This window comes from Klebsiella sp. KTE92 (genome assembly GCF_000398905.1).
Taxonomy (GTDB): Bacteria; Pseudomonadota; Gammaproteobacteria; order Enterobacterales; family Enterobacteriaceae; genus Klebsiella; species Klebsiella variicola.
Genome location: NZ_KB976100.1, coordinates 2,978,398 through 3,004,467, shown reverse-complemented (window position 1 = coordinate 3,004,467; position 26,070 = coordinate 2,978,398). Strand labels below are relative to the sequence as shown.

The window sequence follows — 26,070 nt, the reverse complement described above, 5'->3', positions numbered from 1 at the left end:
AAACAAACTGGATGTTTGCCCTGTCGGTTAGACTATCCGTTCAGGCGGCCCATGACTTTCGCCAGCCGTTCGAGGAAGAAATCTGCATCATCGCGACTGAAGCACAGCGGCGGACGGATCTTCAGGCTGTTGCCAAAGCGACCGGCCGCGCCAATCAGCACGCCCTCAAGCTTCAGGTGATAGATAACGCGACTCGTCAGCTGCGGATCCGGCTCTCCGCTGTCTGGCCGGGCAAACTCGATGGCGTTGAACAGTCCGGCGCCGCGAATGTCGGCGATGGCCGGGAAATCCTGGGCCAGCTGGCGCAGTCCGGCACGCAGATAGTCCCCGTTGCGCTGGGCGTTGTTCATCAGGGCCTCCTGTTCAATCACCTCCAGTACCGCGAGGCCCACGGCGGCAGCCACCGGGTTACCGCCAAAGGTGTTGAAGTACTCGGTCTTTTCGCTGAACGCCTGCAGAATAGCCGGGCGCGTGATCACCGCGGCCATGGGAAAACCGTTCCCCATTGGCTTGCCGAGCGTGACGATATCCGGTTGCACACTGTGACGCTGGAAGCCCCAGAAATGAGAGCCTGTCCGACCAAAGCCCGGCTGGACTTCATCGGCGATAAACAGTCCGCCCCGGGCCTGTACGCGGGCTACCGCCTGAGCCAGAAATCCCGGCGGATCGGCGAAAACGCCGTCGCTGGAAAAAATGGTATCCACCAGTAGCGCCGCGCAGCCGTAGCCCCGCTCATCCAGCTCGTCCATGGCGCGCTCAACGTCGGCGGCGAAGAGGTCAGACAGCGTCTGGCCCGCTGACAGCCTGCGCAGGTCAGGGGCGGGAATGGTATGCACCCACGGGGGCAGGAGGGCCTCTTTGTGCCCGGAGGGAGAGACCTCCATCACCGCCGTTGTATTGCCGTGATAGGCACTCTCGGTGACGATGATCCCCTGCCGACCACTGATAAAGCGGGACATCCGCAGGGCGATGTCGTTGCTCTCGCTGCCGGTGCAGGTAAATATCACATTCGACAGCCCGGCGGGGAACGTCGCCAGCAGGCTGTCCGCGTACTGCTCCAGTACCGGGAATAGATAGCGGGTGTTGGTGTTCAGTAACCCGGCCTGGCGCACCATCGCCTGGGTGATATGCGGATGACAATGCCCCACGCCCGGCACGTTGTTATACATATCCAGATAACGGTTGCCGGCGGAGTCCTCCATCCAGGCTCCGGAGGCCGACGCCATGACGATCGGTTGTGGATAAAACAGCACCGAACCGGTCCCCTGGGTGGCGTGGCGACGGGCAATTTGTCGGCTCAGGTTTTCGTCGGCCACGCCGGTCAACGCGTCAAAACGGTTCAGTTGAAGAATGGGGGTTTTATTGTTCATCAGCAGGTTCCTTGCAGTTAACGGTAGCGCTAAGCGGTGACGCCTGGAGGAGAAACGCCTGGGCCAGGCGTACGGTGATGGCGCCCCATTGCGGGCTGTAGCGACGGGCGGTGGCTGTCTCACTATGGCTGGCCAGCCAGGCCGTCAGCTGTAAGCGGCGCAGCATCACCAGCACCGGAAGCATCACTTCGTCCTGCTGACTGAAGGGACGGACGCTACGGTAGCCCGCAAGCCACGCAGCGCGGTAGTCCGCAAGGGCCGGGTCGTCTTCAATAAAACTGACGGCGGTGGCAAAATCCCAGCCAAACCAGCAGATGCCGCAGTCGTCAAAATCAATCACCGTCAGCGAATTATCATTCACCAGCAGGTTGGCCAGCCGCATGTCGCAGTGCACCAGCCCATAGCGGTCGGCGCCCTGTCCGTACGCTTCCAGTCTGGCGACCACTGTGGCCTCCACCGCCTCCAACAGCGTAATATCGTCGGCGCTCAGTTGCGTCATCTTCCGCCAGTCGCCCCACCAGGCATGACGTCCGATAATCGTCTCGGTGTTCCACACCTTGCGATGAAAACCCTCGGGTTTTACCCAGCCTTCGCTGTGCCTGTGCAGTTCTCCCGCAACCCGTCCCAGGGCATGGTACCAGCCGGTGAGATGGCTACCAGTATCAGGTTCGCTGCCCGCAACAAAGGTGAATCCCACGACGTGGGTGACCGTTTCGCCGTCGATGAGGCTGGCGATACAGGTCCCATCATCCAGTACAAGCGGTACGGCGATGTTGATATCTCCCCGGGCATGCAGGGCGTTTAGCCACATCAGCTCAGAATGGATCTCCACCGCTGAGCTGTAGTTTGGGCGATGCACTCGCAGCACGATCTTTCTCTGCGTCATCTTATCGCTGACCAGAAACGTGGCATTTTCTGAAACCGTCAGCAGGCCAATCTCTGCGCCTTCGTTGAGGCCCCAGCGGGGCAGGAGCGGCCGCAGCTTCAGGGTAAGTGTTGTTACATACTCGTCGTTAAACATGCTGTCCTCAATTTGAAATGACACGCTTAACACATTTTTATGTTGTGGTTGCGGAATTTGCAAGATGTGTGAGGTTTTTTTTGTTTCCTGTTGCGCTTCAATTATGCTTTTTGTTTATTAATTATTTTATTAACAGTAAGTTAGTGTGATTTAGTTGGCTGGATTTAGTCGGTTGCACCATAACGGAACGTATAATGTGTGTTTTTCTCATTCAGGCGTAATCAGAGCGTGAAGTTTATTGTTAATTCATTGATATATTTAGGTAAATTAATCTGTCTGTTGCACCAGTCTTGTGCCCAATCATAGCGCATTATTTTTATGCTGAAATCTCACATTAAAATGTTTAACATTCAACATTTACGTGATTATTCTTTTCCTGCCAGCGACGGAGATCGCTGCACGGCCAGGCCAAACGGATGGGATCGCAGAACTTTCACAGACGGGGAAAAATGATGTCAGATTTTATGAACAAACATGTGCTGGTGACCGGCGGGAGTAGTGGGATCGGTCTTGGCATTGCACTCGGCTTTGCCCGCGCCGGGGCGAAGGTGACCATTACCGCCCGCACACCATCGCGTATCGATAGCGCGATCGGCCAGGCGGCGGAGCAGGGATTAACGCTACGCGGTCTGACCTGCAACGTCAGTCATGCCGAAGAGGTAAAAGCCTGTGTGGCAGAAGCCGCACAGCAGTGGGGTGGTCTGGATATTGTCTGCTGCAACGCGGGGATTTTTCCTTCGGCGCCGCTGGCAGACATGAGCGAACAGCAGTGGGATGAGGTGCAGGCGATCAACAGTAAAGGGACTTTTTTAACTGTTCAGGCCGCGCTGCCATGGCTGAAACGTGCAGAGTATGGTCGCATCATCCTCACCTCTTCGATTACCGGGCCGGTAACGGGCTATCCGGGCTGGGCTCACTATGCCGCCAGCAAAGCGGCCCAGCTGGGTTTTATGCGTAGCGCGGCGTTGGAACTGGCCGGCGACAACATTACCGTCAATGCCGTCCTGCCGGGGAATATCGTCACGGAAGGGCTGAGGGATATGGGCGAGGACTATATCGCCGGGATGGCCAGCGCCGTGCCGCTCAAACGCCTCGGAACGGTGGAAGATATTGCTGCGGCAGCGCTGTTCTTCGCCTCCCGTCAGGCTGGCTACATCACCGGCCAGTCGCTAATTGTTGACGGTGGGCAGATCCTGCCTGAATCCGCCGCGTGCCTGAACTGAACGGAGCGTTCATCATGAGCAATGAAATTCTTGCCAATCCCGCGCCAGCGGCGGAAAAACATGTTGTGCAGCGGCTGCGGCCAAATGCGGTAGGCCTTGGCGGGGTGCTGTTTATGACTATCGCCACGGCAGCGCCGATCACTGCGATGCTGGGCAATGTGCCGATCGCGGTGGGTAGTGGTAATGGTCAGTTTGCGCCCGCGGGGTTTATGGTCGCCACCCTTATCCTTGCCCTGTTTGCCATCGGCTATGCGCAGATGGCCAGGTTTATTACCGCTACCGGCGCATTTTATGGCTTTATTTCGCACGGCCTTGGGCGGATCGTTGGCATGGCGTCAGGAGTGACGGTGACCATGACCTACATTGTCTTTGAGGCTGCGCTGGTCGGGATCTTCGCCTTTTTCTGTGAGGATTTAATCAATACGGTCTTCAGCGTACATATCCCCTGGCTCATCTTCGCCTTCGCCATGCTAATGACTACCGGAGTGCTGAGCTATTTCGATATTTCGCTCACTTCCCGGGTGCTCGGCCTGTGCCTGGTACTGGAAATATTGATCCTCACCGCCGTCGCGGTGGCGGTGCTGATCCATGGCGGAGGGCCACAGGGTTTTGTCCCCGAGTCGATCAACCCTCTGAACGCCTTTACCCCGGCGAAAGGGGTGGTCGGCGCCAGTGCCGGAATTGGATTATTCTTCGCCTTCTGGTCATGGGTGGGCTTTGAGTCATCGGCAATGTACGGTGAAGAGTCGAAGAACCCGAAAAAGATCATTCCCCTGGCTACCCTGCTGGGCGTGATTGGTATCGGCGTGTTCTACGTGTTCATTTCGTGGATGGCGATTGCCGGAACGGGACCGGAGCAGGCTATTGCCCTTGCGCAGGATCCTAACCGCGCAGGAGAGATTTTCTACGGTCCGGCTCGCCAGTATCTGGGGGAGTGGGCGGTCGGGGTGTTTAAGCTGCTGGTGATCACTGGCTCTTTTGCCTGCGGGATGGCGTTTCATAACTGCGCGGCGCGCTATCTCTACGCGCTCGGGCGGGAAAATCTGTTTCCGTTTGCCGGGCGCACGTTGGGTCGTTCACACTCGCGCCACGGCTCCCCCCATGTTGCCTCTACGGTGCAGACCGTTATCGCCACGCTGATTGTGTTGCTGTTCTTTATCACCGGTAAAGATCCTTACGCGGATATTTACACCCTGCTGGCGCTGTTGGGTACGATGGGTATTATGATTGTCCAGGCGCTTTGCGCCTTTGCGGTGATCGTTTACTTCCACGGCAATAAAGAAAATATTGGCAAAGGACACTGGTTTAAAACAGGCGTTGCGCCGTTGCTTGGGGGGATGGGGATGATCTATATCGTCTACCTGTTATTCAAAAATATGGCGTTTGCCGCGGGCGCTGCCGCCAGCTCCTCCTTTTATCATGCCATTCCGTGGATCGTGTTGGCCTGCTTCTGCTTTGGCGCCGCCATCGCGGTCTGGTTTTACCTCTTTGATGCGCAAAAGTACCGGGTTATAGGACGCATTGTACTGACGGATGATTGATGATGCGCACCTGCCGCCGGCTTTCGCTGGCCGGGCGGCAGGATATCCGGCGCAGGGCTTTTCAGAGGGGAGGGGGCGCCGATGCGGGTGACAAAGGTATCTCTGCCGCAGCCATAAAATCGATAAAACAGCGTATTCTCGGTGACAGGTAGCGGCTGGCGGGCCACAGGACCGAGAAATGCCCATCCTTGACGCAACAGCCGGGCAACACCTCCTGCAGTTGTCCCTCATCCATGGCCTCGCGCACGACAAAATCAGGCACATAAGCGATGCCCATCCCCGCCGCGCTTAAGCGAATGGCGGCCTCAATGTTATTGACCGTTACAACGGCAGCGGCCCTGAAATCTCCCGTCAGCCGCATATTGCGCAGTTCCCAGGGCTGGATCAGCCCCGTCGCGGGGAAGCGGAAAAAAATGCACTTGTGCGCCGCCAATTCCTTTGGCGAGTCGGGGGGCCCGTATTCCGCCAGATAGGCCGGGCTGGCGCAGAGCACAAAACGAAAGCCCCCCAGCTTTCTGGCGATCAAGCGGGAGTCCGCTAATTCACCGCTACGGATAGCAACATCAAATCCTTCATCGATCAGATTGACCAGCCGGTCACTAAAGTCGAGATCCAGTTCAACCTGCGGATAAAGACGGGTAAAGGCGGTGAGGGCGGGGAGCAACAGGCGGTAGCCAATGACGGGCAGTGAAATCCTCAGTTTGCCGGTGGGCTGTGAGAGACTGCTGGTCAGCTCTGACTCGGCCTCCTGGATCTGCTCCAGGATACTCTGGCAGCGCGTCAGAAATGCGGCCCCCTCCGCCGTCAGGCTGACGTTTCTGGTGCTGCGGTTGAACAGCCGGACCCCCAGTTTATGCTCAAGCCGGGCGACATTCTTACCCACCGCCGAGGCAGATATGCCCAGCAGCCTGGCGGCCTGAACAAAGCTTAGCGTTTCGGCGGTGCGGACAAAGGACGTCAGCGAGGTGAGGCTGTCCATTGATTATAAACCTTATGTCTCTTAAGAAGATATTTTCAGTCTATTTATCGGCATTAACATCCGCAATAGGATGGCGACAGTTTATTCATTTCTTGCCGACTGATGAGGGCCGCCCGATGTTACTCACCGCCAGAACACCTTCCCGATACGCCAGCGCCCTGGCCGCGCTTTCTGTCTTTATGGCGGCCTTGCTGCTGCCGTTAAGTTTTACCGGCGGCGTCATGACCACCCCCGCGATACAGCAGTCGCTGAGCGGCTCTCCCGCTGCGCTGTCGTGGCTGACCAATGGCTTTATGCTGACTTTCGGCAGCTTTTTGCTGGCCGCAGGGGTGACGGCGGATGCCATCGACAGAAAACGTATTTTTATCGCCGGCGCCGCGCTGTTTTGCCTGAGCAGCCTGCTGTTTTGCCTGACGCACAATCTCTTCCTGTCAGGCGTGTTGAGAGCTCTGCAGGGCCTGGCCGCGGCGATGATTTTAGCCAGCGGCAGTGCGGCGCTGGCCCAGCTGTATGACGGCGTTCAGCGGATCCGGGCATTCAGCATCCTGGGCACGGTGTTCGGCGCCGGCCTGGCGTTTGGCCCGCTGCTGATCGGCTTCATGACCGACGTGGTGGGCTGGCGCGGCGTATACGCCCTGTTTGCGCTGCTTTCGGCAGGGGTGCTGCTTATCGGACTGGCGTATCTGCCTGCGGCAGAAAAAAGCGAGCCGCGGACACCCGACAACCTCGGCTTAACCCTGTTTACGCTGGCCCTGATGTTGTTTACCTCATCGCTCATGGTCATTCCTGCCTGTGGTTTTTTATCGCTGCCGACGTTGACCTTGTTCATCGCGTCGGCGGGGCTGTTCGCGGCGTTTGTCGTGCGCTGCCAGAGGGTGAACAACCCGGTGCTGGACATCTCCCTGCTACGCCATCCGCGTTTTGTCGGCGTACTGTTGCTGCCTGTCGCCACCTGCTGTTGCTACGTTGTCCTGCTGATTATTGTTCCCCTGCATTTTATGGGCGGAGAGGGGATGAGTGAGTCGCAGAGCGCACTGTATCTGATGGCGCTGACCACGCCGATGCTGGTTTTCCCATCCGTTGCGGCCCTGCTCACCCGCTGGTTTTCACCGGGGCACGTGTCCACGGCGGGACTGATGATGGCCTCCGTCGGGTTGCTGTTGCTGGGGAACGCTTTTCACAGCCACCATCTCCCGCAGCTGGTGCTGGCGCTGATCCTCTGTGGAGCAGGGGCGGCGTTTCCCTGGGGGCTGATGGACGGCCTGGCGATTTCCGCTGTGCCGATGGCGAAAGCCGGTATGGCGGCAGGCCTGTTCAATACCGTTCGCGTTGCCGGCGAGGGGATCGCCCTGGCGGTCGTTTCGGCGGTATTAACGGCAAGCAATAACCTGACCCTGCAAAGTCGCGTTCACGGGTATGCGCCTGAGGTGATTGACCGCGCCGCGGGCTGGCTGGGGGCTGGCAATATGCCGCAGGCGGCTGCGCTTTTGCCTGACTTTTCCCTCCGGGCGCTGCGCGAGAGCTATGACTCTGCTTATACGCTACTGTTTAGCGGGCTGGCGGTCGTCACCCTGGTGTGCGCCCTGATGGTCTGGCGGACGCTATGCCGGAAGGCGGGCGCTATCCAAACCCGCGACAGTGGATCCTGAACCCCTTGATAGCGCGGTGGCGTCACGCTTCCCGGGCTGCTCAGCGAACCTGAACTGTCATTGTTTCACTGGCGGAACTATGCTGATTAGAGCGGCCACATGCGCCGCCCCGGCCGCGGAAACAGTGACTCACAGGTGGCGGTATGGCGATTGATCCGGAACTGATTTACATCGAGATCCTGGAAACGGTGCTGACGGCCACCCTGGATCCCGATTTGTGGAAATCGGCATTGCAGAAACTGGCGTTACTGACCGGCCATCAGTACGCGGCATTTCTGTTTTACGACAAAGGCAATGCCCATCTGTTGACTGATTCACTCCTGCTCGAGGAGAAGGTCTTTACCGCCTATCGCGATGTATTTCTGGCTATCGATCCCGCCGAAAAAATATTGACCGCGTTACCGGTCGGGCAAATATATCGGGACCGGGAATATTTAGGCGATAAGTTTATTGCCGGCAGCGTCTATTACAATGAATTTCATCACCCCAACGACCTGAATCATCTCACCAGCGTCAAGCTGTGCACCATCAATGGCTATGCCACCTATCTGTCACTGATGACGGCCAATACGGCGGCTTATCCGCAGCCGGTGCAGTTTGAACTGTTCAGGCGCCTGATCCCGGCGTTAAAAACCGCCTGCCAGCTTCACGCCCGCTTTGAACAGCTGCGGGACACCATAAAATACCAGAGCGCGGTGATGGACAACGGGATCTACCCGGTATGGCTGGTGGATCATGGCGGTAAAATTCTCTACGCCAGCGCGCATGCCGAACGCTACCTGCGCGCCAACGCCCGCCTCTCCTGGTATAGCGGGGGCGATACGCTGTGCCTCAATACCGACAGTAAAAAACTCAAACGCGCCATCGAGCAGGCCACCCGGACGGCAGAGCCGCCGAAGGCAGGGCTGTGCTATACCGCCGGGCGTCAGCCGAAACCGATCCTCGTGATCCCGGCAGCCCGTCTTGCCGGGGTCGCCTGCGTGATTATTCCCGAGCCGTTTCTCACCGGCAGCGCCTTGATGGAGCTGTTTAACGTCAAGCCCGCCGAGAATGCGGTGGCGGAGCTGCTGGTGCGGGGCATGACCCCGGATGAATGCGCCTTACATCTGGGCGTATCCATCGCCACCATCAGAACCCACCTCAGCGCCCTGTACCGGAAAACCCATACTCGTCATCAGGCAGAACTTCTGCTGATCCTCCGCGCGATTCACGGCTGATGGTTTCGCATCCTCAGGAATGATGGTCGCGCAGGAAAACCGTCAGCACCTCTTTCGGCGGCACACCGCCGCATTCGCCAATCATCCAGCCCACCGCCCCACGGTGATAGGCGCCGTGAAAGAGCATGTGGTTCAGCATCTCCATCGCGGTCATATTGCCGTCACCGCCGTCGACAAATTTGAAGGCGATACGTTCGTGGAAATCGGCGGGGGTCATGGCGCTGACGTACTGAATGTATTCGTCCGTACAAGCGGTCATGGCCGTTTCCAGCGCATCAACGGTTGGCGTCTCGGGGGTATTCAGCGCGGTGTAACCGTGCGGCCTGCCGCGCAGGTTCGCCCGGAAAATCATGTCAACGACATGGATATGGTTCATCAGCCTGAGGGTCAGGTGACGTTTTTCGCCATATACCGTACCGTCAATGGCGCGGATCGCCTGTAAGGTGGCAAGGTCAATCCAGCGCTTGTATTTCAACAGCGTCACTACTGTGTCTTTGTCCATAGTCTGTCCCGGGTTGGTTGAGCCATTATCTTAGCGATTATGCCAGTGAGTTGTCATTCTCCAGCGCCAGGCACAAAAAAGCCTCGCCGGGGCGAGGCTTTTCAATAAGCTGGTGATTTAGTCAAACACACCGTTAATCACGGCGGTCACGATGGCAGTGCTCAGGGCGACCAGCACCAGGTCATCGCCGACCGCGCGCCATTCATAGCCTGGATAATAGGGCAGGTCGTTAATCATGGAAGCCGGCAGGGTCTTTTTCGCGATACCCGGAGGGAGCGGTTTGCCGCGGGCAACATTTTTGGCGATACCCGGAGGCAGCGCCTGATAGCCGACCAGACCGTAGTTCACGGCAAGGGAGCGCGCCCGTGAGAAGCTAATATCGCTGTCGACGTGGTCGGGTTTACCATAGTTTTTGCGGTTGCCATGCTCGTCAGCAGACTGACCTTTATTCTGGCCTTTATTACCATGGTCGCCATTATTGCCATGATTGCCGCTATTGCCATGGTTACCACTGTTCCCGTGATTACCACCGCCATTACCGTTGCCATTACCCGGATTGGCATACGCCGGCGCGGCCATGACGGCAAGAGAAATAACCGCCGCCAGTGCTGTTTTGAGAGTGCGACGCTTAAGCATGATGTTGTTTCCTGAATGGGGAGTACACGCTTAAAACATAAGAGAAAGCTATACCCCTGGCAATCTCATCATTTCTTATTTTTTGCCGGTTTTTAATCACCGGCGGGGAAGATAAAGGGAAAGGGATAGCGGGACGCGGACAAGCAATTCCATTGCTGCGTTTTGACAGACGGGCGACCGCGCCCCGCTAAATGTGTTGCCGACAGGATCGCTCCCGGGCGTAGAGAAAAAAATGCCCGAAGCCATCGGGCAAAAATGAACAAAAATATTACGCTTCATTCATAACGCGTCTCACAAGACGGGGCGGATAGTAAATCCTGGCGCTGCCGTGCACAATCGGACGGTTGTTTAGAAATAAATAACCCCATCGACTGTGCTCAGGACGCGACCCCATGGCAGGCGACCCGATGGCCCGGGGCCACCTCGCGCAGCGCCGGAGCTTCTCTCCTGCACCGCTCGCTGACCTGCGGGCAGCGGGATGAAAAGCGGCAGCCGGGGGGCGGATTGGCCGGATCCGGGATCTCACCTTGCATCAGCGCCTGCGGTTCACTGTGCGGATCGAGGGTGGGCACCGCGGCCAGCAGGGCGCGGGTATAGGGATGGAGGGGGCGGCTGAACAGCGCATCGCGGCTGGCGCTTTCCACCAGCTGTCCCAGATACATCACCGCCACATCATCACATAAATGTTCCACCACCCCGAGGTCATGGGAGATAAACAGGAACGTGACGCCGCGCTCGTCGCGCAGGTCGGAAAACAAATTGATGATCTGCGCCTGAATCGACACATCAAGGGCCGAGATGGGCTCATCGGCGACGATAAAATCCGGATTGAGGATCAGCGCCCGGGCAATACCGATCCGCTGGCGCTGGCCGCCGGAGAACTGATGCGGGAAGCGGGCATAGTGCTCCGGCGCCAGGCCACAGATCTTCATCACGGCGATCACCCGGTCATACAGCTCATCGCGGGTGCACAGCTTGTGCTGCAGCATGGCTTCGCCAATCGCGTCGCCAATACGCAGCCGCGGGTTCAGCGAGCTATAGGGGTCCTGAAACACCAGCTGCATTCTGGGCCGGATGGCGCGCAGGGCAGGCGCGGTCAGGTCGGCCAGCTCCTGACCGTGAAATTTCACGCTGCCAGCACTCTTCTCATACAGGCCAAGCAGGGTCCGGCCGACGGTGGTTTTACCACTGCCGGACTCGCCCACCAGGCCAAAAATGGTGCCCGGACGGATGTTAAAGCTGACGCCGTCCACCGCGCGAAGCTCGCCGGTCTGCTGGCCAAACAGGCCGTCGCGCAGCGGAAAATATTTTTTCAATCCATCCACTTCAATAACATAGCGTTCGCTCATGCTGTCGCCTCCGCAAATTCGCTGTAAAAGCAGGCGGCCCGCTGGCGCTCGCCGAGCAGCGGCGGAATCGCCTCCCGACAGCGCGCCGTCGCCCGCTCGCAGCGCCCGGCAAAGGCGCAGCCCGCCGGCAGAGCGGCCAGATCCGGCACCTGGCCGGGAATAGAGTACAGCCGCCGACGCCGCTCACCCGGCACCGGGCGGGAGGCGATCAGCCCACGCGTGTAAGGATGTTGCGGATGCCGTAGCACCTCTGCGGTGGCGCCCTGTTCCACGATCCGTCCGGCATACATCACCACTACCTGCTCGGCCATCTGCGCGATCACTCCAAGATCGTGGGTAATCAGCATCATCGCCATCTGGCTGGCCCGCGCCCGGTCGCGCAGCAGGCGCAGGATTTGCGCCTGCACGGTGACGTCCAGCGCGGTGGTCGGTTCGTCGGCAATCAGCAGTTTGGGCTGACAGCTTAGCGCCATGGCGATCATTACCCGCTGCAGCATGCCGCCGGAAAGCTGGTGAGGATAGCGGGTCATCAGGCTGTCGCCGCGCGCCAGGCCGACCTCGCTTAACAGCTGGATGGCCTGCTGCCAGGCGGCTTTCGGCGTGGCGCCGAGGTGGCGGATCAGCGGTTCGCACAGCTGCTCCCCGATGGTCAACACCGGGTTCAGGGCCGACATCGGTTCCTGAAAGATCATGGCCAGTTGGTGGCCGCGCAGGTCGGCCATCTGTCTGGCTTTCAGCCGCAGCAGATCGCGGTCCGCGAAGCGGATCTCGCCGCCGTCGATGCGCGCCGCCTGCGGTGGCAGGAGACCCATCAGCGCCATGGCGGTGACGCTTTTGCCGCAGCCGGATTCGCCCACCACGCCAACGGTTTGTCCGGCCTGAATGGTGAAAGAGACCTCCTGCACCGCGCGCACGCGGGTGCGTTCGCCGGCGAAAGAGACGGAGAGATGATTAAAGGAGACTAACGGCGTGGTCATTTCAGCCTCGGTTTCATATTGGGATCCATGGCGTCGCGCAGGCCGTCGCCCAGCACGTTGATGGCGATCACGGTGATAAAGATGGCGATGCCCGGCGGCATCCACAGCCAGGGGCGGCGCTGGAAATCGATCAGGCTATTGGCAGCATCCATCATATTGCCCCATGACGGCGTCGGCGGTACCACGCCGAGGCCGAGATAGCTCAGCGCGGATTCACTGAGAATGGCGTTGGCGACGGCCATGGTCGCCATCACCACCAGAATCGGAATGGTATTCGGCAGCAGGTGGCCAAACAGCCGGCGACGCGCCGACAGGCCCAGCACCTGGGTGGCCAGCATAAAATCGCGTTCGCGCAGGGAGAGACATTGTCCGCGCACCAGCCGCGCCAGTCGGGGCCACTCCAGCAGGCTGAGCATCACCACCACCATATAAATGCGCGAGTCCGGGGAAAAATCGAGCTCAGAAAGCATCGCCCCGGCGACGATCAACAGCGGTAACCCGGGGATAGTCATCACCAGGTCGGCCACCCGCATGATCAGTTTGTCGGTTAACCCGCCGACATAACCCGAGAGGGCGCCGAGCAGGTAGCCGAGGCACACCGACATCACCATGGTCAGCAGGCCGATAATCAGCGAGATGCGCCCGGCCAGCAGCAGGCGGGTGTAGACATCGCGACCAAGAAAATCGGTCCCGAGCCAGTGTTCCGCCCCGGGCGGCTGGTTGATGCTCAGGGCATCGGTGGCATCATCTCTCCATGGCGACCAGACGGGCCCCAGCACGCACCATACCGCCATCACCGCCAGCAGGATCAGGCAGAACATGGCCAGCCGGTTACGGCGCAGCTGTCGCCACCCCTGGCGCCAGGGAGAGGGGGGAATATGCGCCAGCGCCGGGATAGCCGCCTGCCGCTGGCGGCGACGGGAAGCAAAGTAAGACAGGATCATCATGACCTCACCCGAATACGCGGATCGGCCCAGGCGTACAGCACGTCGGCGAGCAAATTCCCGACGATCGTCAGCACCGCCAGAAACAGGGTAAACCCCATCAGCACCGGATAGTCGCGGGCGGCCAGCGAGTCGATATGGATGTGGCCTGCCCCTGGCCAGTTGAACACCTTTTCGGTAATGATCGCCCCGGAGAACAGCCCCGGCAGCTCGAAGCCCAGCAGGGTGATAATCGGCAGCAGGGCGTTGCGCAGGGCATGCTTGAGGATCACCGTGCGCTCCTGCAATCCCTTGGCGCGGGCGGTACGGATAAAATCCATTTTCACCACGTCGAGCATACTGGCGCGCACATAGCGCGTCAGGCTGCCCGCCTGCAGCATCACCAGCGCCAGCACCGGCAGCGCCAGGTGGGCGGCCACTTGCAGCACATACTGCCAGCCGCTCTCGTCGCTGCCGGTATTGGTCATCCCGCCTACCGGTAGCCAGTGGAGATCGACGGCGAACCATTTAATCAGCAGCAGGCAGAGGAAAAAGGTGGGGAACGACATGGCGGCAAACACCGCGACGCTCACCAGATGATCAAACCAGGAGCCGGGTCGCAGGGCAGAAACCACGCCGACCGCCAGGCCAATGCCCCAGTAAAAGACCAGCGCGACGCTGGCCAGCAGAAAAGAGTTCCAGATGTACTGGTTGAGCAACTGGCTGACCGGGATCTGATACTGCAGTGAAAAGCCTAAATCACCGCGCAGCAGCTGTCCCAGCCAGTGGAGGTAGCGGGTGAACAGCGGCTGGTCGAGGCCGTAGATCGCCTTCAGCTCTGCGGCGCGGGCGGCGGTCAGGGTGATATTGCCATCGATAAAGTCGCCGGGGGTTTTGGCAAACAGCATAAAAATAATGAAGGAGGCCAGCAGCAGCATCGGCAGCGTTTGCAGCAAGCGCCTCAGGATGAAATTTTTCATGACGGTCTCACATCAGCCGCCGGTTAACCCGGCGGCCAGGGGGATTTCCTTGACGATTTTTACATCCGGCAGGCTGCCGGTCAGGCCGTTGTAGATATCCGGTTTAAAGCCGCTGACGCGGGCGCTGCTGGCGGAAAGAATGTTGCGATAGCCAAGCAGGATCACCGGCGGATCGTCGGCCAGCACTTTATACAGCTGGTGGTAGATCGGCTTGCGCTGTTCAATGTCGAGCACCGCGTTGCCGGCGTTAATCAGCTTATCGACTTCCGCGTTATGGTAGCCGGACTCTTTAGCTTCGCTGCTGTAAAAATCCCATACCCCATCGTGCGGGTCGTTGAGGGTGCTGGTGCTAAAGGAGGCCAGATCGTAATTTCCGGCTTTACGCTGCGCCATCAGGGCATTGAAATCCACCACCTGCGGCTTCAGCAGTACGCCAATCTGCCGCCAGTTCTCCTTGGCGATGGGGATCAGAGCGTCGTTGAGCACCTTCTTGCTCACCAGCAGGGTCAGCTCCAGGCGCTGGCCGTCTTTGGCGCGGATACCGTCGGCGCCAGGTTTCCAGCCGGCCTCATCCAGCAGTTTTTTGGCCTGTGCCGGATCGTAAGGGTAAGGGTTGACGCCTTCAGCGTTAAAGGCCCAGGAGATCGGGGCGATCGGCTCGATGGCGACTTTGCCGTACCCCTGATAGACCACGTCGATCAGCTTCTGCCGATCCAGACCGTAAATCAGCGCCTGGCGCACGCGCTTATCCTGCAGCGCCGGGCGATGCACGTTGAACTCCACCTGGCTGTAGTCGCTGGAGCCGTAAAGATTAATGTTGGCGAAGTCGAGCATTTTCAGCTGCTCAATATCGTCGGGGCGTGAGGTAAAGGCGTCATAGTCGGTCTCCCCGGTCTGGAACAGCTGGAAGTTGGTCGACGGATTGGTCACGCGGTAGATAAAGCGCGGTGTTGGCGGCGTTCCGCGGTAAAAATGGCTATTGGCATGGAAGCGTATTTCCTGACCGGGAATGTATTTGTCGTACACGTAAGGGCCGTTGCCCAGTGGCTTGCCGTGCAGTGAACGCAGATAGTCGAGATTTCCCCGCTGATATCCTTTGCCGTACCAGGCTTTCGACAGCACCGGCCCGCCAATTTTGGCCAGCGTGGTGGCGCCTGGCTGCGTGGTGGTCACCTGCAGGGTGAGCGGGTCGATGACCTTCAGGCCGCTGACGCTGTCAGCTTTGCCGGCTTTGTAGTCCGCGCCGCCGGCGATATTGGCCAGGGTGATGTCGGTATCGCCATCATATTTGGGGTCGAGCAGGACCGTCAGGGTAAAGGCGACATCTTCCGCCGTCAGCGGTGAACCGTCGCTGAAGGTCAGGCCAGGGCGCAATTTGATGGTATAGACTTTACTGTCCGGGCTGACCGTCCAGCTCTCCGCCAGTCCCGGGACCAGTTTACCCTGACTGTCCCAGTCAATCAGGCGTGAAAAAATGACGTTAGTCACGTTCTCATCCCAGCCGTTGACGAAAAAGTAGGGGTTAAAGATCCCCTGCGGCTCGGAGATCCCGGCCACCACCGTGTCTTTCCGCAGTTTGGCGCTGGCCGGGATCTGGCTGGCGTCGGTGGCCGGGGTGATGCCTTCTTTCAGGATCCCTTCCGCATGGGCAACAGAAGAAAATGCTACCACGCCGCCGAGCAGGGCCACTTTTAGCGCCAGGGCGAAGCGGGTTTTTCGGGTTTTTAATCCTTGTTGTAATCTGGACAAAAGTGCTACCTCATCAAATAATTGCGTGGTTATTTACAATTCATGACGAAAGATAAGAGGCGCACTTCGCCCTGTCTAACACTGAAACGCTATGATTTATAACTAATTATCCTTAGCAAAGGATCGGGAATATAATCCCATTCGATGGCTAAGAAGCAGTGGTTTCCGCTGTCTGATGATGGTGGGTCAGAATGCTGTCTGCGACCCAGCCATCCTGCGCCAGCGCGCTGGCGACCAGCGGCCCGCTCAGCCGGACCTGCAGCTGGCCGATCACCCGGCCCTGAATGCGCTCGCAGTTGCTGTACAGCAGTCGGGCGTCGCCTCCCAGCAGGCTGGCGATATGCTGCAGATTGGGTTCGCGACCGCTGCTGCCGTCAAAACGTAAGGTCACGATTTGCTCGCCGTCGCGCAGCGCTGGCCCGGCCTCCGGGCAATCGGGGTGCTGCAGGCCGAGCATGGCGCGCGTCACCGGGTGCTGCGGGTTGCCAAACACGCGCCAGACATCGCCCTGTTCGACAATGCGCCCGCCCTCAAGCACGCTGACCCGATCGCAGAGGGTGCGAATGACCTCCATTTCGTGGGTGATCAGCACGATTGTCAGGCCCAGGCGCTGGTTAATCTCCTTGAGCAGGGTTAGCACCGACAGGGTGTTTTCCGGATCCAGCGCCGAGGTTGCCTCATCGCACAGCAGAATTTCCGGCTGAGTGACCAGCGCCCGGGCGATGCCGGTCCGCTGTTTCTGGCCACCGGAGAGGCGGGCCGGGTAGCTGTCGCGCAGCGCGCTGAGGCCCACCAGCTCAAGCATCTCGCTGACCCGACGCTGGCGTTCGCCGGCCGGGACGCCAGCCATCTTCAGCGGCAAGGCGATGTTCTGCGCCACGGTTTTGGTGGCCATCAGGTTAAAGTGCTGAAAAATCATCGCCACCCGCCGACGCAGATCGCGCAGCTGGCGCGTGGAGTAGCGCACGGTTGACTCGCCGTGGATGAACATCTCGCCGCTGTCGGCATTTTCCAGACGATTAAACAGGCGCAGCAGGGTGGATTTTCCGGCGCCGCTGCGGCCGATGATGCCGAAAATTTCGCCCTGACGGATGGTCAGGTCAATGTCCTGTAGCGCCTGCACGCCGTTAGGATAGGCTTTGCTGATACCAGCAAACTCAATGTGGGTCGGTGGGGCGGGGATATGCGTCACGATGATGCGCTCCGTTAGCCCGGGCAGCGGCTGACGCCGCTGCCCGCGGTGATTAGAATCCAGGTAAAATTTTGCCCTGATAACGCGTAAGAATGAACTGACGAACCGCGTCCGAATGCAGCGCTTGCGCCAGCTTTTGAATGCCCGGGTCCTGAATGTTGTCCGGGCGCGCCACCAGATATTCGACGTACAGATCGCTGCCTTTTTCCACCAGCAACGCTTTATCGGTGTCGATACCGGCCTCCAGCGCATAGTTGGCAAAGATAAAGGCCAGGTCGACCTGCTTCACCGCGCGCGCCAGCATGGCGCCCTCCAGTTCGCGGATCTTAAAGTGATGCGGGTTGCTGGTGATGTCCTTGGTTGCCGATTGCGGGTTGTGCGGATCCTTGAGGGTAATCAGCCCGGCGTTGCTTAACATCACCAGCGCGCGGCCGGTGTTCACCGGATCGTTAGGGATGGCGATCGTGGCGCCGTCAGGTACCGCGGCGAGGGTCGTGTATTTGCTGGAGTAGGCGCCGAAGGGCTCGATATGCACTCCCACCACCGGTACAAGGTTGGTGTGGCGGGTCTGGTTATAGTTATCGAGAAACGGCCGGTACTGGTAGTAGTTGGCGTCGAGGTGTTTCTCCGCCAGCTGCTGGTTAGGCTGAATAAAATCGTTAAACACCTTGACCTGTAAATCGACGCCTTCCTTTGCCAGCACCGGCTTCACAAATTCAAGGATTTCCGCATGCGGCACCGGCGTGGCGCCGACGATCAGCGTCTCGTTAGCCAGCGCTGCGGTGGAGAAGAGGGCCAGCAGTCCGGCGGCAATAATGGATTTTTTCATGATAGTGATTTCCTGAAACCAAGAAGGGTAAGTTATTTGCGGCTGACGTAGCGCACCAGGCGGTCGCCGCTCATTTGCAGAAGCTGTACCAGCGCAATCAGCATCAGGACGGTGACCACCATCACGTCAGTCTGAAAGCGCTGATAACCAAAACGAATGGCCAGATCGCCCAGCCCGCCGCCGCCGATCACCCCCGCCATCGAGGTGTAGTCGACCAGCAAAATGGCCGTCACGGTCACGGCGGCGATCAGCCCGGCCCGCGACTCCGGCAGCAGCGTGTGCCAGATAAGCTGCCAGGTGCTGCCGCCCATCGACCAGCTGGCCTCCACCAGGCCGTGCTCCACTTCGCGCAGGGCGGTTTCCACCAGCCGGGCGAAGAACGGGGCGCAGCCGGCGACCAGCGGCGGAATGGTTCCTTCCACCCCCAGCGAGGTGCCGGTCAGCAACGTGGTCACCGGGATCATCACGATGAGCAAAATGATGAACGGCAGGGATCGCAGTACGTTGACGCACAATGACAGCAGGCGGTAAAGGCGCGGGGCGTACAGCAAACGCGGCTCGCCGGTGAGATAGAGCACAATCCCCAGCGGAAGCCCCAGCAGTACGGTCCATCCCAGCGACCAGGCCAGCATGGTAAGGGTATCGAGGGCGGCCTGGGCCACATCGTTCCAGTCGATTTCCGCGAAAAACGCCAGCAGACTCGTCATATCAGTTCCAGTCATGTCGTTGCGGGCGAATGCCGTTCAGCACCCAGTTGCCAAGCAGCTGATACTTCCAGCGAACCGGGTCGTGCAGGGTGTGCACCCGGGCATTGCGCCAGTGGCGGTCGAGGTTGAGCGACTCACCGGTGGCGCGAGTACCCCCCAGCTCGAACAGGCGGCTGGCGGCCTCCAGCGCCACTTCGGTGGTCCAGATTTTGGCGCGGGCGACGGCCAGCGACGCCTCGGCGACATGCTCCTCGCTGAGGTCATTTTTATAGCGGTCGAGCACCCGTCCCGCCCGCTCCAGCAGCGCGTCGGCTGCGGCAAGGCGGCTGTCCAGTTGACCGATATGGTAGATAGTCAGCGGATCGTCGCTCGCCTGCGCCACACCGGCGTCGATCCACGGCCGGGCGCTGTGGCGCACAAACGCCACGGTATCGTCCAGCGCCGCGCGGGCGATCCCGGCATCTATTGCCGCGGTGGTCAACTGGGCGAAGGGGCCGGCAAGAGTCGGGCTGGCGTAGGACTTCCAGGTTGGGAAAAGGTGGAAAGGATTAACCGGAAGATTATCGGCCAGCACGGTGCCGCTGGCGGTGGTGCGCTGACCGAGGCACGCCCAGTCGTTGACCACCGTCAGCCCCGGGCTGTTCTGGGGGACGAAAGCGAGCTGGGCGCGGTCGTCGGCGTCCAGCGCCAGAATGCCAATCCAGTGGGCGTACAGCGAGCCGGTGCAGTAGCCTTTACGGCCATTGATCCGCAGACCGTCTGCGCCTTCCTCGATACGGGTACGAATATCAAGGACCGTTTTCCCCCCGGTTTCCGACAGGGCATTGGCGAAGCGATAGCCCTGTAATACCTGGGCGAAAAAGAACGCCTGCTGGTCGTCGCTACCCTGCAGACGAATATCCTCCAGCAGGCAGTAGTGGTTCTGGGGTATCTGGCCTAACGACGGATCCGCTGCAGAGAGAATGGCGATAACCTGCGCGAGGGTCGCGGCCGAGACCTCGGCGCCGCCAAAGCGGCGCGGCACCGTGATGCCCCACAGTCCGCTGTTGGAATAGGTGTTGACGATCTCCGCCGGGACAATGCCCGTCCGGTCGCGCTCGGCGGCGCCGGGTTTGAGCACGGCGGCGATCTCATGGGCGATGGCGAGGGCTTCCGCATCGCTGGCAATAATATGCGCCTGCGGCGTGGACTGGGTGTAAGGCTGTGCGGGTGAACTGGCTGACATCATCTTCTCTCTTATTCAGTGAATAGCTTATGCAAAAATTAGATAAATAAATAATTCATAATTCCTGTGGGTTATATGTGTGGGTAAGCAAAACACGTGCCAGTGAGAGAGGAAGGCGCAGTCGTGATAGGAAGCGGGTTGGCTATGTCAGCTGATGGAGCGGACTGCTGCAAATGCAGCGCCGTTTTGCGCCGGCTGTTGCAAAGGCAACAGGAGAGGAAAGCGACCGCCGGACCGAAGGAAGGAAGTCAGGCGGTGAGCGTGGCGAGGGCCTCAGCGTTTCTTTGCCGCAGGGGCGAGCAGTGAGGGTGCGGTCTCGGTTAACGGTTGCCAGAGCCGCTCGGGGTCGCTAAATCCCTCTTCTACGAGAGCAAAAAAGCGGCTGGCGTGGAGACCGTCGACGAAGGCATGGTTAAACCGCCCGGCCACCGGGATCACGCCGTTCTGTAGTTTCCCCCAGGTAAGCGCGGGCACCGCCGCGCCTACGGCATATTCCGCATGGGTCATCGAGGTGAAGTGGAGCCACGGCAGACAACTGGCGCAGATAAAATGCTCGCCATCGACGATGAGCGGCGCCGGCGTTGTCTCTCTTGCCGCGACGATCTTCGGCGTTGCCGCATCGCTGAAGGCGGTGAACTCGGGGGCGTTGTCGCACCATACCTGGCGGAATCCTTCCTCGACGGTCATCACCGGCGTCATTACCGCCAGGTTGTCATATTCAATCACCTCATCATTGCGCACGCGCTGCCGTAGCTGCGGTACTCCGTTTGCCGCGCGCAGCAGCGCATAGAGCGCGAGCTGAAAAAACGAGACCCGACGGTCCTTCGCACATTCGTACAGGCGCTGCGCCGCTATCGGGACACAGAGGTTAAAGCTGGGGTTGGCAAATTGTCGGTAAAAGGTGAAATGGTCCCGGCGGGGCCAGGTCGCGGTGTCGATAATTCGGTAACGTGCCATGAATGCCTCCTGAATACTGGCGGTCTGCTGACTATGCGACGATTTCAATCAGGTTGCCATCGGGATCGGCGATCACCGCCTCATAATAGCCGTCGCCGGTGGTACGCGGCGGCGAAACCAGTATCCCCGCATCCTCGGCGCGTTGGGCGAGGGCATCGACCTGTTCCGCCCCGCCTACCGAGAGGGCCAGATGCGCCCAGCCGGTATGGTTATTATCCGCGCAGGCCGGCTGCAGGCAAGGCTTGGTCATCAGCTCGATCACCACCTCGTCGTCGATGGTGACGAAATAGGAGGCAAAGCCGGGGTTGGTCTGGCTGAGGTATTTTTCATTGATGCTGGCGGCAAAGAACTCCACCCAGAAGCGGGCCTGGACGTCGAGCTGTTGGGTCCACAGGGCGAAATGGGCAATTTTCATGGTAAACCTCCGGGCAGGAACATTGACAATCAAAGCAGCGCAGACGATCATGCTTGCTGTTGCTCGTTTTTGATAATTTAAGGAGTTTTCGTGCTCGATTATGCTGCTTTTCCCCAACAGCGACAAGCGTTGATTTGCCAGATCCTGCAGGAAAATGGCAGAGTGGTGTGCGCGGAGCTGGCGGCGCGGCTTCAGGTGTCGGAGCACACCATCCGCCGCGATCTGCATGAACTCAGTCGCGAAGGGTTCTGTAAAAAGGTGTATGGCGGGGCGGTGCTGAGCCTGCCGGAAGCCGGGGACTACAGTGAACGGAAAGATAAAAATCGAGCAACAAAAGTCAGGATCGCGCAACAGTGTGCCAGGCTGGTGAAGCCCGGCGGCACGATTTTCGTCGATACCGGGACCACCAATCTGGCGATGGCCGAGGCGCTACCCGCTGAGCTGGCGCTGACGGTGGTAACGAACTCCCCGGAGATCGCCGCGGTACTGGTGAAAAAACCGTTGTATGACGTGGTGATCCTCGGCGGCCAGGTGCAGCGGGCGAGCGGCGGGTGCGTCGGCGCCGCGGCGGTGGCTCAGGTGCAGGGCATGTTATTCGACCAGGGTTTTATCGGCGGCTGCGCCATGGCGCCAGAGTCGGGCCTGACCGGTTTTGACTACGCCGACTGCGAGTTCAAGAAAGCGGTGATTAAGCAGTGCAGCGAAATTATCGTCGGCCTGACCTCGGATAAAATTCCGGCAGTGGCACGGTTTGTGGTGGCCGCGAGCAGCGATATCGATGTGCTGGTGGTGGAAGAGAACATCAGTCGAGAATATCGCGTTGCCTTTCAGCAGCACGATATTCGCATCCATACCGTGTAACCCGTTAGCGGGTGAGGGAGGTGGCGATAAGCCGCAGGCCCAGCGCCCCCAGCACCGTCGCGGTGGCGATGTCGATCCGCCGCTTCAGCCGCAGGTAGACGCGCCGCGGTCGATCGGCAGACAGCACCAGCGCCACCAGCGAATACCAGCTGACGTCAATCAGAAAGCTCATCAGCGGCACGATATAGTAAAACGCGGTGGGGATCTGCGCTGGCAGCAGAGCGGTAAAAATTGAGGCGAACACCAGCGCGGTTTTGGGATTGCTCAGCTGGGTATACAGCCCATCGCGGAAGGTCTTCAGCAGCGAATGGTTGCCAGCCATGCCGCTGGCGGAAAAGTCCATCGGCTGCGCCGACCCGCGGAAAATCTTATAGCCCAGCCATAACAGGTAGAGCCCGCCCGCTACTTTCAGGCCAATGAACAGCTCCGGCACCGCGGTGAGCACCTTCTGCAGGCCCAGCATCGCCATAATGGAAAAAATGGCGGCGCCGGCGCCGGTACCGAGGGCGGTCACCAGACCGTGCACGCGTGAGCGAGCGACGGCATTGCGCGCGACAAAGATAAAGCTTGGGCCGGGACTGATCACGCCCATGATCAGCACCGCGGCAATGGCCATCAGGCTGGATAAGAACATAGCGACTCCTGTGATGTCCGCCGCCGGCAGGCGGTCGGTAACCTGTGAACGGTTGGGGTAGACAGAGTAGCAAACTGGTTCAGGAAATCACGTCAAAAAGGTGTGGATAAGGCAGGGCGGCGCGGGCGGTGGCGGCGCGCGTTTTCTGCGCAACTGTTTGAATAACGATTCCCATTCTTGTCATCAATGGTAAACTGAATAACTGTGATCTTTGTCATACCGTAATAACTACAGAGAAGAGACACTGCTATGCAACATATCATTGAGGGCTTCCTCAACTTCCAGAAAGAGATCTTCCCCCAGCGTAAAGAGCTCTTCCGTAGCCTGGCCTCCAGCCAGAATCCCAAAGCGCTTTTCATCTCCTGTTCAGACAGCCGTCTGGTGCCTGAACTGGTAACCCAGCAGGAGCCGGGACAGCTCTTTGTCATTCGTAACGCCGGGAATATCGTGCCGTCTTTCGGGCCGGAGCCAGGTGGCGTTTCTGCTACCATCGAATATGCCGTCGTTGCGCTGGGCGTGACGGATATCGTGATCTGCGGCCACTCCAACTGCGGCGCGATGAAAGCGATCGCCACTTGCCAGTGCCTTGAGCCGATGCCGGCGGTGTCCCACTGGCTGCGCTATGCTGATGCCGCGAAAGCAGTGGTGGAAAAGAAAACCTGGGCCAGCGAAACCGATAAGGTCAACGGCATGGTGCAGGAAAACGTCATCGCTCAGTTGAACAACATCAAAACCCATCCGTCGGTGGCGGTCGGTCTGCGCGATCATACCCTGCGCCTGCACGGCTGGTTCTACGACATTGAAAGCGGCGACATTCAGGCGCTGGATAAAAACACGAAATCCTTTGTTTCGCTGTCGGAAAATCCGGACGTCTTCTTCGAATAAAGCCGTTCTCAGGGCACGGAGGCCCTGTTCATCCCCTCACCACTCCACGCAAATTTTGCCAAAATGGGCGCCGCTTTGCAGATAGCGAAAGGCATCCGGTAAGGCTGTAAAATCAAACACTTTATCGATAACCGGCCGCGACGCCTGCAGGTTCAGGGCGTTGACGTAGTCCTGTTGTTGCCGTCTATTACCTACCACCAGCCCCTGCAGTCGGGCCTGTTTACTCATCAGCAGATGGGTGGGGACATGGCCCTCGAAGCCGGTCAGGACGCCGATCAGGGCGATGTGTCCGCCAACACTGACCGCCTTGAACGACTGCCCCAGGGTGCCCGGACCGCCCAGCTCCAGAATGAGATCGGCCCCGCGATGGCCGGTGATATCCTGCACCGCGGCGCCCCATGCCGGGGTGGTGCGGTAATTGATGAGATGATCGGCCCCCAGGGCGCGAGCGCGGGCGAGTTTTTCATCTGACGACGAGGTGACGATCACCTGCGCGCCCATACTTTTCGCCAGCTGCAGGGCGGTTATCGACACGCCGCCGGTACCAAGCGTCAGCACCGTATCGCCTGCTTTTAACCGTCCTTCGACGACCAGCGCACGCCAGGCGGTAAGACCGGAGGTGGTGATGGTTGCCGCCTCCCTGAAACTCCACCCCTCAGGCGCATGGGTAAAATGGCTGGCCGGCCTGACGACATACTGGCAGGCGAACCCCTCCGCGCCATCGCCCGGGGTCTGACTGAAGTCGCTCACCAGCGGACCGGGGCGGCCATCCAGCCACTGCGGGAAAAAGCCAGCGACCACCCGGTCACCCGGCTGAAATTCGTTCACTCCGGCGCCAACCGCTTCCACCACGCCGGCGCCATCCGCCATCAGGATCCGCCGATCGGCGGTGGGAATTACCCCCGTTGCGACCAGCAAATCATGGTAGTTCAGCGAGGTGGCGTGCAGCGCCACCCGGATCTCTCCTGCAGCGGGCGCCCCGGGGTCAGCAAGATCGACAAGCTGCAGGTTCTCAAGCGAACCGGGTTTTTTGACTGTCCAGGCTTTCATCATCAGGCTCTCTTTTCTGGAGGATACAGTCAGTATTGGTCGGGAATGGAGCGAGCGCCACAGCATGCCTGTCGGCAAAACGCTGAAAAGGGAAAGGCGGAAAAAAATACAGCGCCGTTAAAAACGGCGCTGTATTTATCGCTAACGGCTAAAAGGCTTATTTGCTCAGTTCAGCCGTCATGTGGACGCGATTATTAAACTGGGCGCTGGTGATTTTATAGGATGCACCCTGTTCCGCGGCCTGGGCGGCGATTTTTGCTTCAGCCCGGTCCAGGGTCGAGGCGGTAGCGCTGACGCTCTGGGCGAAGCTGACAGAAGAGAACAGAGACAGTGCCGCAACTGCAACGAAAGTTTTGATGGATTTCATGGTCGTATTCCTTAATCTGGTGTCTGATAAAGGGCTTTTCGCCCTGATGTGGTAAAGAATACGCTTGAATGTTGCAGACTAAAATCAAAACAATTTGCGAATCTTATTCAAATAATATGAATGATTTTTCGCCGCGTGCAACGCGGCCTGCCGCTGTCGGGCAGGCTTTGCCCCTGGCGTATAACTGGCAAGGTCGGGTGAGAGCGGGTTAAACGTTGGCCCGGAGATCATAAAATGATGAAAATGAGCATGGCTGACCAGGTGAAAATTAACCTTAATCCGTTCCAGTCCGTTATAGACTCGCTTGCGATTGATCCCCAACGTGGCCGCCAGTTGATTCACCGACTGTCCCTTCATGGTGGCGGCGATTATCCGCCTTTCCAGAAGGTTGAGGGGCGCTCGCTGACGGGAAGAGGTACTCTGACGCTGATGACGCGGCAACAGAGGCCAGCGACGATCGGCCAGCCTGCGCAAAAGGCGGCCAACCTCCGGAACGCTTTCCCGCTGGCTAACCCACAGGAGGGTATCCGCGAAAAAGGCGCGTCCGCGCCTCACGTTGCCGGCCGAGGTAAAGCCGACCACCAGACTCTGATAACGCAGGGCTAATTCAGCGGCGGCCTGATAATCGTGAAAGTTTTCCAGCGATAAAATAATCACATCCAGCCCAGCCGGATCGGGAAAATGGCTGAGTGGCAGCGAATGAATAATGTTCAGCCCGGGCAGGGTCTCCTGAATATCTCTGAAACACTGGGCGAGGCCGATATTAAAAAAAAGATTATTGCTGTGAATTAAAATATTCAACGGATAAACCCTGTTACAAGCGATGTAAACG

Annotated in this window: 25 protein-coding genes and 2 pseudogenes; 7 read left to right on the top strand and 20 right to left on the bottom strand. The window is 59.1% G+C overall.

Annotation, left to right across the window (positions count from 1 at the left end):
* Window positions 1–32: 32 nt before the first annotated feature.
* A complete protein-coding gene (locus A1WC_RS11205) occupies window positions 33–1,370 on the bottom strand; it encodes an aspartate aminotransferase family protein (RefSeq protein WP_016161225.1) in 1,338 nt (445 codons plus the stop codon).
* Window positions 1,360–2,415 carry a phosphotransferase enzyme family protein gene (locus A1WC_RS11210; protein WP_227667618.1) on the bottom strand — a complete coding sequence of 352 codons (1,056 nt, stop codon included), beginning with the start codon at window positions 2,413–2,415 and terminating at the stop codon, window positions 1,360–1,362. Before A1WC_RS11210 ends, A1WC_RS11205 begins: the two co-directional genes overlap by 11 nt.
* Window positions 2,416–2,843: 428 nt before the next feature.
* Between A1WC_RS11210 and A1WC_RS11215 the strand changes: the two genes are divergently transcribed.
* Both A1WC_RS11215 and A1WC_RS11220 read left to right on the top strand, forming a co-directional pair.
* Entirely contained in the window at window positions 2,844–3,614 is a 771-nt protein-coding gene (locus A1WC_RS11215; protein WP_004898667.1) for an SDR family oxidoreductase, read from the top strand.
* 14 nt (window positions 3,615–3,628) lie between these two features.
* Window positions 3,629–5,155 (top strand): APC family permease, encoded by a 1,527-nt coding sequence (locus A1WC_RS11220; protein ID WP_008804580.1) that lies wholly within the window; start codon window positions 3,629–3,631, stop codon window positions 5,153–5,155.
* 61 nt (window positions 5,156–5,216) lie between these two features.
* Here the strand turns inward: A1WC_RS11220 and A1WC_RS11225 are convergent, their stop codons facing one another.
* Window positions 5,217–6,134 carry a LysR family transcriptional regulator gene (locus A1WC_RS11225; protein ID WP_016161223.1) on the bottom strand — a complete coding sequence of 306 codons (918 nt, stop codon included), beginning with the start codon at window positions 6,132–6,134 and terminating at the stop codon, window positions 5,217–5,219.
* 116 nt (window positions 6,135–6,250) lie between these two features.
* Between A1WC_RS11225 and A1WC_RS11230 the strand changes: the two genes are divergently transcribed.
* The 3 genes and pseudogenes from A1WC_RS11230 (at window position 6,251) to A1WC_RS28175 (ending at window position 8,977) form a co-directional block, all read left to right on the top strand.
* A complete protein-coding gene (locus A1WC_RS11230) occupies window positions 6,251–7,783 on the top strand; it encodes an MFS transporter (RefSeq protein ID WP_016161222.1) in 1,533 nt (510 codons plus the stop codon).
* A 143-nt stretch (window positions 7,784–7,926) separates the two neighbouring features.
* Window positions 7,927–8,040: pseudogene (locus A1WC_RS28180) on the top strand (LuxR family transcriptional regulator); the annotation flags it as partial.
* A 681-nt stretch (window positions 8,041–8,721) separates the two neighbouring features.
* A pseudogene (locus A1WC_RS28175) lies at window positions 8,722–8,977 on the top strand (transcriptional regulator).
* A 36-nt stretch (window positions 8,978–9,013) separates the two neighbouring features.
* Here A1WC_RS28175 and A1WC_RS11240 read toward each other — a convergent pair.
* The 13 genes from A1WC_RS11240 to A1WC_RS11300 form a co-directional block, all read right to left on the bottom strand.
* A complete protein-coding gene (locus A1WC_RS11240; protein ID WP_016161220.1) occupies window positions 9,014–9,502 on the bottom strand; it encodes a DinB family protein in 489 nt (162 codons plus the stop codon).
* Between the two features lie 117 nt (window positions 9,503–9,619).
* Window positions 9,620–10,138, bottom strand: coding sequence for an anti-virulence regulator CigR family protein (locus A1WC_RS11245; protein ID WP_008804585.1), 519 nt, complete (start codon window positions 10,136–10,138; stop codon window positions 9,620–9,622).
* A 377-nt stretch (window positions 10,139–10,515) separates the two neighbouring features.
* Complete coding sequence (locus tag A1WC_RS11250) at window positions 10,516–11,487, bottom strand: ABC transporter ATP-binding protein (protein WP_008804586.1); 972 nt, start codon at window positions 11,485–11,487, stop codon at window positions 10,516–10,518.
* On the bottom strand, window positions 11,484–12,464 hold the full coding sequence (locus tag A1WC_RS11255; RefSeq protein ID WP_008804587.1) for an ABC transporter ATP-binding protein: 981 nt from the start codon (window positions 12,462–12,464) through the stop codon (window positions 11,484–11,486). The genes A1WC_RS11250 and A1WC_RS11255 overlap by 4 nt, the downstream gene beginning before the upstream one ends.
* A complete protein-coding gene (gene opp4C, locus A1WC_RS11260; RefSeq protein WP_012541495.1) occupies window positions 12,461–13,411 on the bottom strand; it encodes an oligopeptide ABC transporter permease in 951 nt (316 codons plus the stop codon). The genes A1WC_RS11255 and opp4C overlap by 4 nt, the downstream gene beginning before the upstream one ends.
* On the bottom strand, window positions 13,408–14,367 hold the full coding sequence (locus A1WC_RS11265) for an ABC transporter permease (RefSeq protein WP_008804589.1): 960 nt from the start codon (window positions 14,365–14,367) through the stop codon (window positions 13,408–13,410). The genes opp4C and A1WC_RS11265 overlap by 4 nt, the downstream gene beginning before the upstream one ends.
* Window positions 14,368–14,379: 12 nt before the next feature.
* Entirely contained in the window at window positions 14,380–16,116 is a 1,737-nt protein-coding gene (locus tag A1WC_RS11270) for an ABC transporter substrate-binding protein (protein WP_016161219.1), read from the bottom strand.
* Window positions 16,117–16,264: 148 nt separating this feature from the next.
* Window positions 16,265–17,308, bottom strand: coding sequence for a methionine ABC transporter ATP-binding protein (locus A1WC_RS11275; RefSeq protein WP_016161218.1), 1,044 nt, complete (start codon window positions 17,306–17,308; stop codon window positions 16,265–16,267).
* Between the two features lie 52 nt (window positions 17,309–17,360).
* A complete protein-coding gene (locus A1WC_RS11280; protein WP_008804592.1) occupies window positions 17,361–18,137 on the bottom strand; it encodes a MetQ/NlpA family ABC transporter substrate-binding protein in 777 nt (258 codons plus the stop codon).
* A gap of 32 nt (window positions 18,138–18,169) precedes the next feature.
* Window positions 18,170–18,844 (bottom strand): methionine ABC transporter permease, encoded by a 675-nt coding sequence (locus A1WC_RS11285; RefSeq protein WP_008804593.1) that lies wholly within the window; start codon window positions 18,842–18,844, stop codon window positions 18,170–18,172.
* Between the two features lies 1 nt (window position 18,845).
* Window positions 18,846–20,072 carry an SfnB family sulfur acquisition oxidoreductase gene (locus A1WC_RS11290; protein WP_008804594.1) on the bottom strand — a complete coding sequence of 409 codons (1,227 nt, stop codon included), beginning with the start codon at window positions 20,070–20,072 and terminating at the stop codon, window positions 18,846–18,848.
* A gap of 270 nt (window positions 20,073–20,342) precedes the next feature.
* Window positions 20,343–21,026, bottom strand: a complete 684-nt coding sequence (locus A1WC_RS11295; protein WP_016161217.1) for a CatA-like O-acetyltransferase, family 1 — start codon at window positions 21,024–21,026, stop codon at window positions 20,343–20,345.
* Between the two features lie 31 nt (window positions 21,027–21,057).
* Entirely contained in the window at window positions 21,058–21,441 is a 384-nt protein-coding gene (locus tag A1WC_RS11300) for a VOC family protein (protein ID WP_016161216.1), read from the bottom strand.
* A 90-nt stretch (window positions 21,442–21,531) separates the two neighbouring features.
* Between A1WC_RS11300 and A1WC_RS11305 the strand changes: the two genes are divergently transcribed.
* Window positions 21,532–22,302: a DeoR/GlpR family DNA-binding transcription regulator gene (locus tag A1WC_RS11305; protein WP_016161215.1), complete on the top strand. Its 771-nt coding sequence runs from the start codon at window positions 21,532–21,534 to the stop codon at window positions 22,300–22,302.
* 4 nt (window positions 22,303–22,306) lie between these two features.
* On the opposite strand, the gene A1WC_RS11310 is transcribed toward A1WC_RS11305, so the two are convergent.
* Window positions 22,307–22,936, bottom strand: coding sequence for a LysE family translocator (locus tag A1WC_RS11310; protein WP_008804598.1), 630 nt, complete (start codon window positions 22,934–22,936; stop codon window positions 22,307–22,309).
* Between the two features lie 249 nt (window positions 22,937–23,185).
* Here A1WC_RS11310 and A1WC_RS11315 point away from each other — a divergent pair, with 249 nt between their 5' ends.
* Window positions 23,186–23,821 carry a carbonic anhydrase gene (locus tag A1WC_RS11315; protein ID WP_008804599.1) on the top strand — a complete coding sequence of 212 codons (636 nt, stop codon included), beginning with the start codon at window positions 23,186–23,188 and terminating at the stop codon, window positions 23,819–23,821.
* 36 nt (window positions 23,822–23,857) lie between these two features.
* On the opposite strand, the gene A1WC_RS11320 is transcribed toward A1WC_RS11315, so the two are convergent.
* The 3 genes from A1WC_RS11320 to A1WC_RS11330 form a co-directional block, all read right to left on the bottom strand.
* A complete protein-coding gene (locus tag A1WC_RS11320; protein ID WP_016161214.1) occupies window positions 23,858–24,874 on the bottom strand; it encodes a zinc-dependent alcohol dehydrogenase family protein in 1,017 nt (338 codons plus the stop codon).
* A 154-nt stretch (window positions 24,875–25,028) separates the two neighbouring features.
* Window positions 25,029–25,238 carry a YdgH/BhsA/McbA-like domain containing protein gene (locus tag A1WC_RS11325; protein WP_004202908.1) on the bottom strand — a complete coding sequence of 70 codons (210 nt, stop codon included), beginning with the start codon at window positions 25,236–25,238 and terminating at the stop codon, window positions 25,029–25,031.
* An 84-nt stretch (window positions 25,239–25,322) separates the two neighbouring features.
* Window positions 25,323–26,039 carry a hypothetical protein gene (locus A1WC_RS11330; RefSeq protein ID WP_016161213.1) on the bottom strand — a complete coding sequence of 239 codons (717 nt, stop codon included), beginning with the start codon at window positions 26,037–26,039 and terminating at the stop codon, window positions 25,323–25,325.
* Window positions 26,040–26,070: the final 31 nt, after the last annotated feature.

Coding starts and splice junctions, on each gene's coding strand:
- A1WC_RS11205 (WP_016161225.1), bottom strand. CDS start 1,370: ATGAACAATAAAACCCCCATTCTTCAACTGAACCGTTTTGACGCGTTG.
- A1WC_RS11215 (WP_004898667.1), top strand. CDS start 2,844: ATGTCAGATTTTATGAACAAACATGTGCTGGTGACCGGCGGGAGTAGT.
- A1WC_RS11220 (WP_008804580.1), top strand. CDS start 3,629: ATGAGCAATGAAATTCTTGCCAATCCCGCGCCAGCGGCGGAAAAACAT.
- A1WC_RS11225 (WP_016161223.1), bottom strand. CDS start 6,134: ATGGACAGCCTCACCTCGCTGACGTCCTTTGTCCGCACCGCCGAAACG.
- A1WC_RS11230 (WP_016161222.1), top strand. CDS start 6,251: ATGTTACTCACCGCCAGAACACCTTCCCGATACGCCAGCGCCCTGGCC.
- A1WC_RS11240 (WP_016161220.1), bottom strand. CDS start 9,502: ATGGACAAAGACACAGTAGTGACGCTGTTGAAATACAAGCGCTGGATT.
- A1WC_RS11245 (WP_008804585.1), bottom strand. CDS start 10,138: ATGCTTAAGCGTCGCACTCTCAAAACAGCACTGGCGGCGGTTATTTCT.
- A1WC_RS11250 (WP_008804586.1), bottom strand. CDS start 11,487: ATGAGCGAACGCTATGTTATTGAAGTGGATGGATTGAAAAAATATTTT.
- A1WC_RS11255 (WP_008804587.1), bottom strand. CDS start 12,464: ATGACCACGCCGTTAGTCTCCTTTAATCATCTCTCCGTCTCTTTCGCC.
- opp4C (WP_012541495.1), bottom strand. CDS start 13,411: ATGATGATCCTGTCTTACTTTGCTTCCCGTCGCCGCCAGCGGCAGGCG.
- A1WC_RS11265 (WP_008804589.1), bottom strand. CDS start 14,367: ATGAAAAATTTCATCCTGAGGCGCTTGCTGCAAACGCTGCCGATGCTG.
- A1WC_RS11280 (WP_008804592.1), bottom strand. CDS start 18,137: ATGAAAAAATCCATTATTGCCGCCGGACTGCTGGCCCTCTTCTCCACC.
- A1WC_RS11285 (WP_008804593.1), bottom strand. CDS start 18,844: ATGACGAGTCTGCTGGCGTTTTTCGCGGAAATCGACTGGAACGATGTG.
- A1WC_RS11290 (WP_008804594.1), bottom strand. CDS start 20,072: ATGATGTCAGCCAGTTCACCCGCACAGCCTTACACCCAGTCCACGCCG.
- A1WC_RS11295 (WP_016161217.1), bottom strand. CDS start 21,026: ATGGCACGTTACCGAATTATCGACACCGCGACCTGGCCCCGCCGGGAC.
- A1WC_RS11300 (WP_016161216.1), bottom strand. CDS start 21,441: ATGAAAATTGCCCATTTCGCCCTGTGGACCCAACAGCTCGACGTCCAG.
- A1WC_RS11310 (WP_008804598.1), bottom strand. CDS start 22,936: ATGTTCTTATCCAGCCTGATGGCCATTGCCGCGGTGCTGATCATGGGC.
- A1WC_RS11315 (WP_008804599.1), top strand. CDS start 23,186: ATGCAACATATCATTGAGGGCTTCCTCAACTTCCAGAAAGAGATCTTC.
- A1WC_RS11320 (WP_016161214.1), bottom strand. CDS start 24,874: ATGATGAAAGCCTGGACAGTCAAAAAACCCGGTTCGCTTGAGAACCTG.
- A1WC_RS11325 (WP_004202908.1), bottom strand. CDS start 25,238: ATGAAATCCATCAAAACTTTCGTTGCAGTTGCGGCACTGTCTCTGTTC.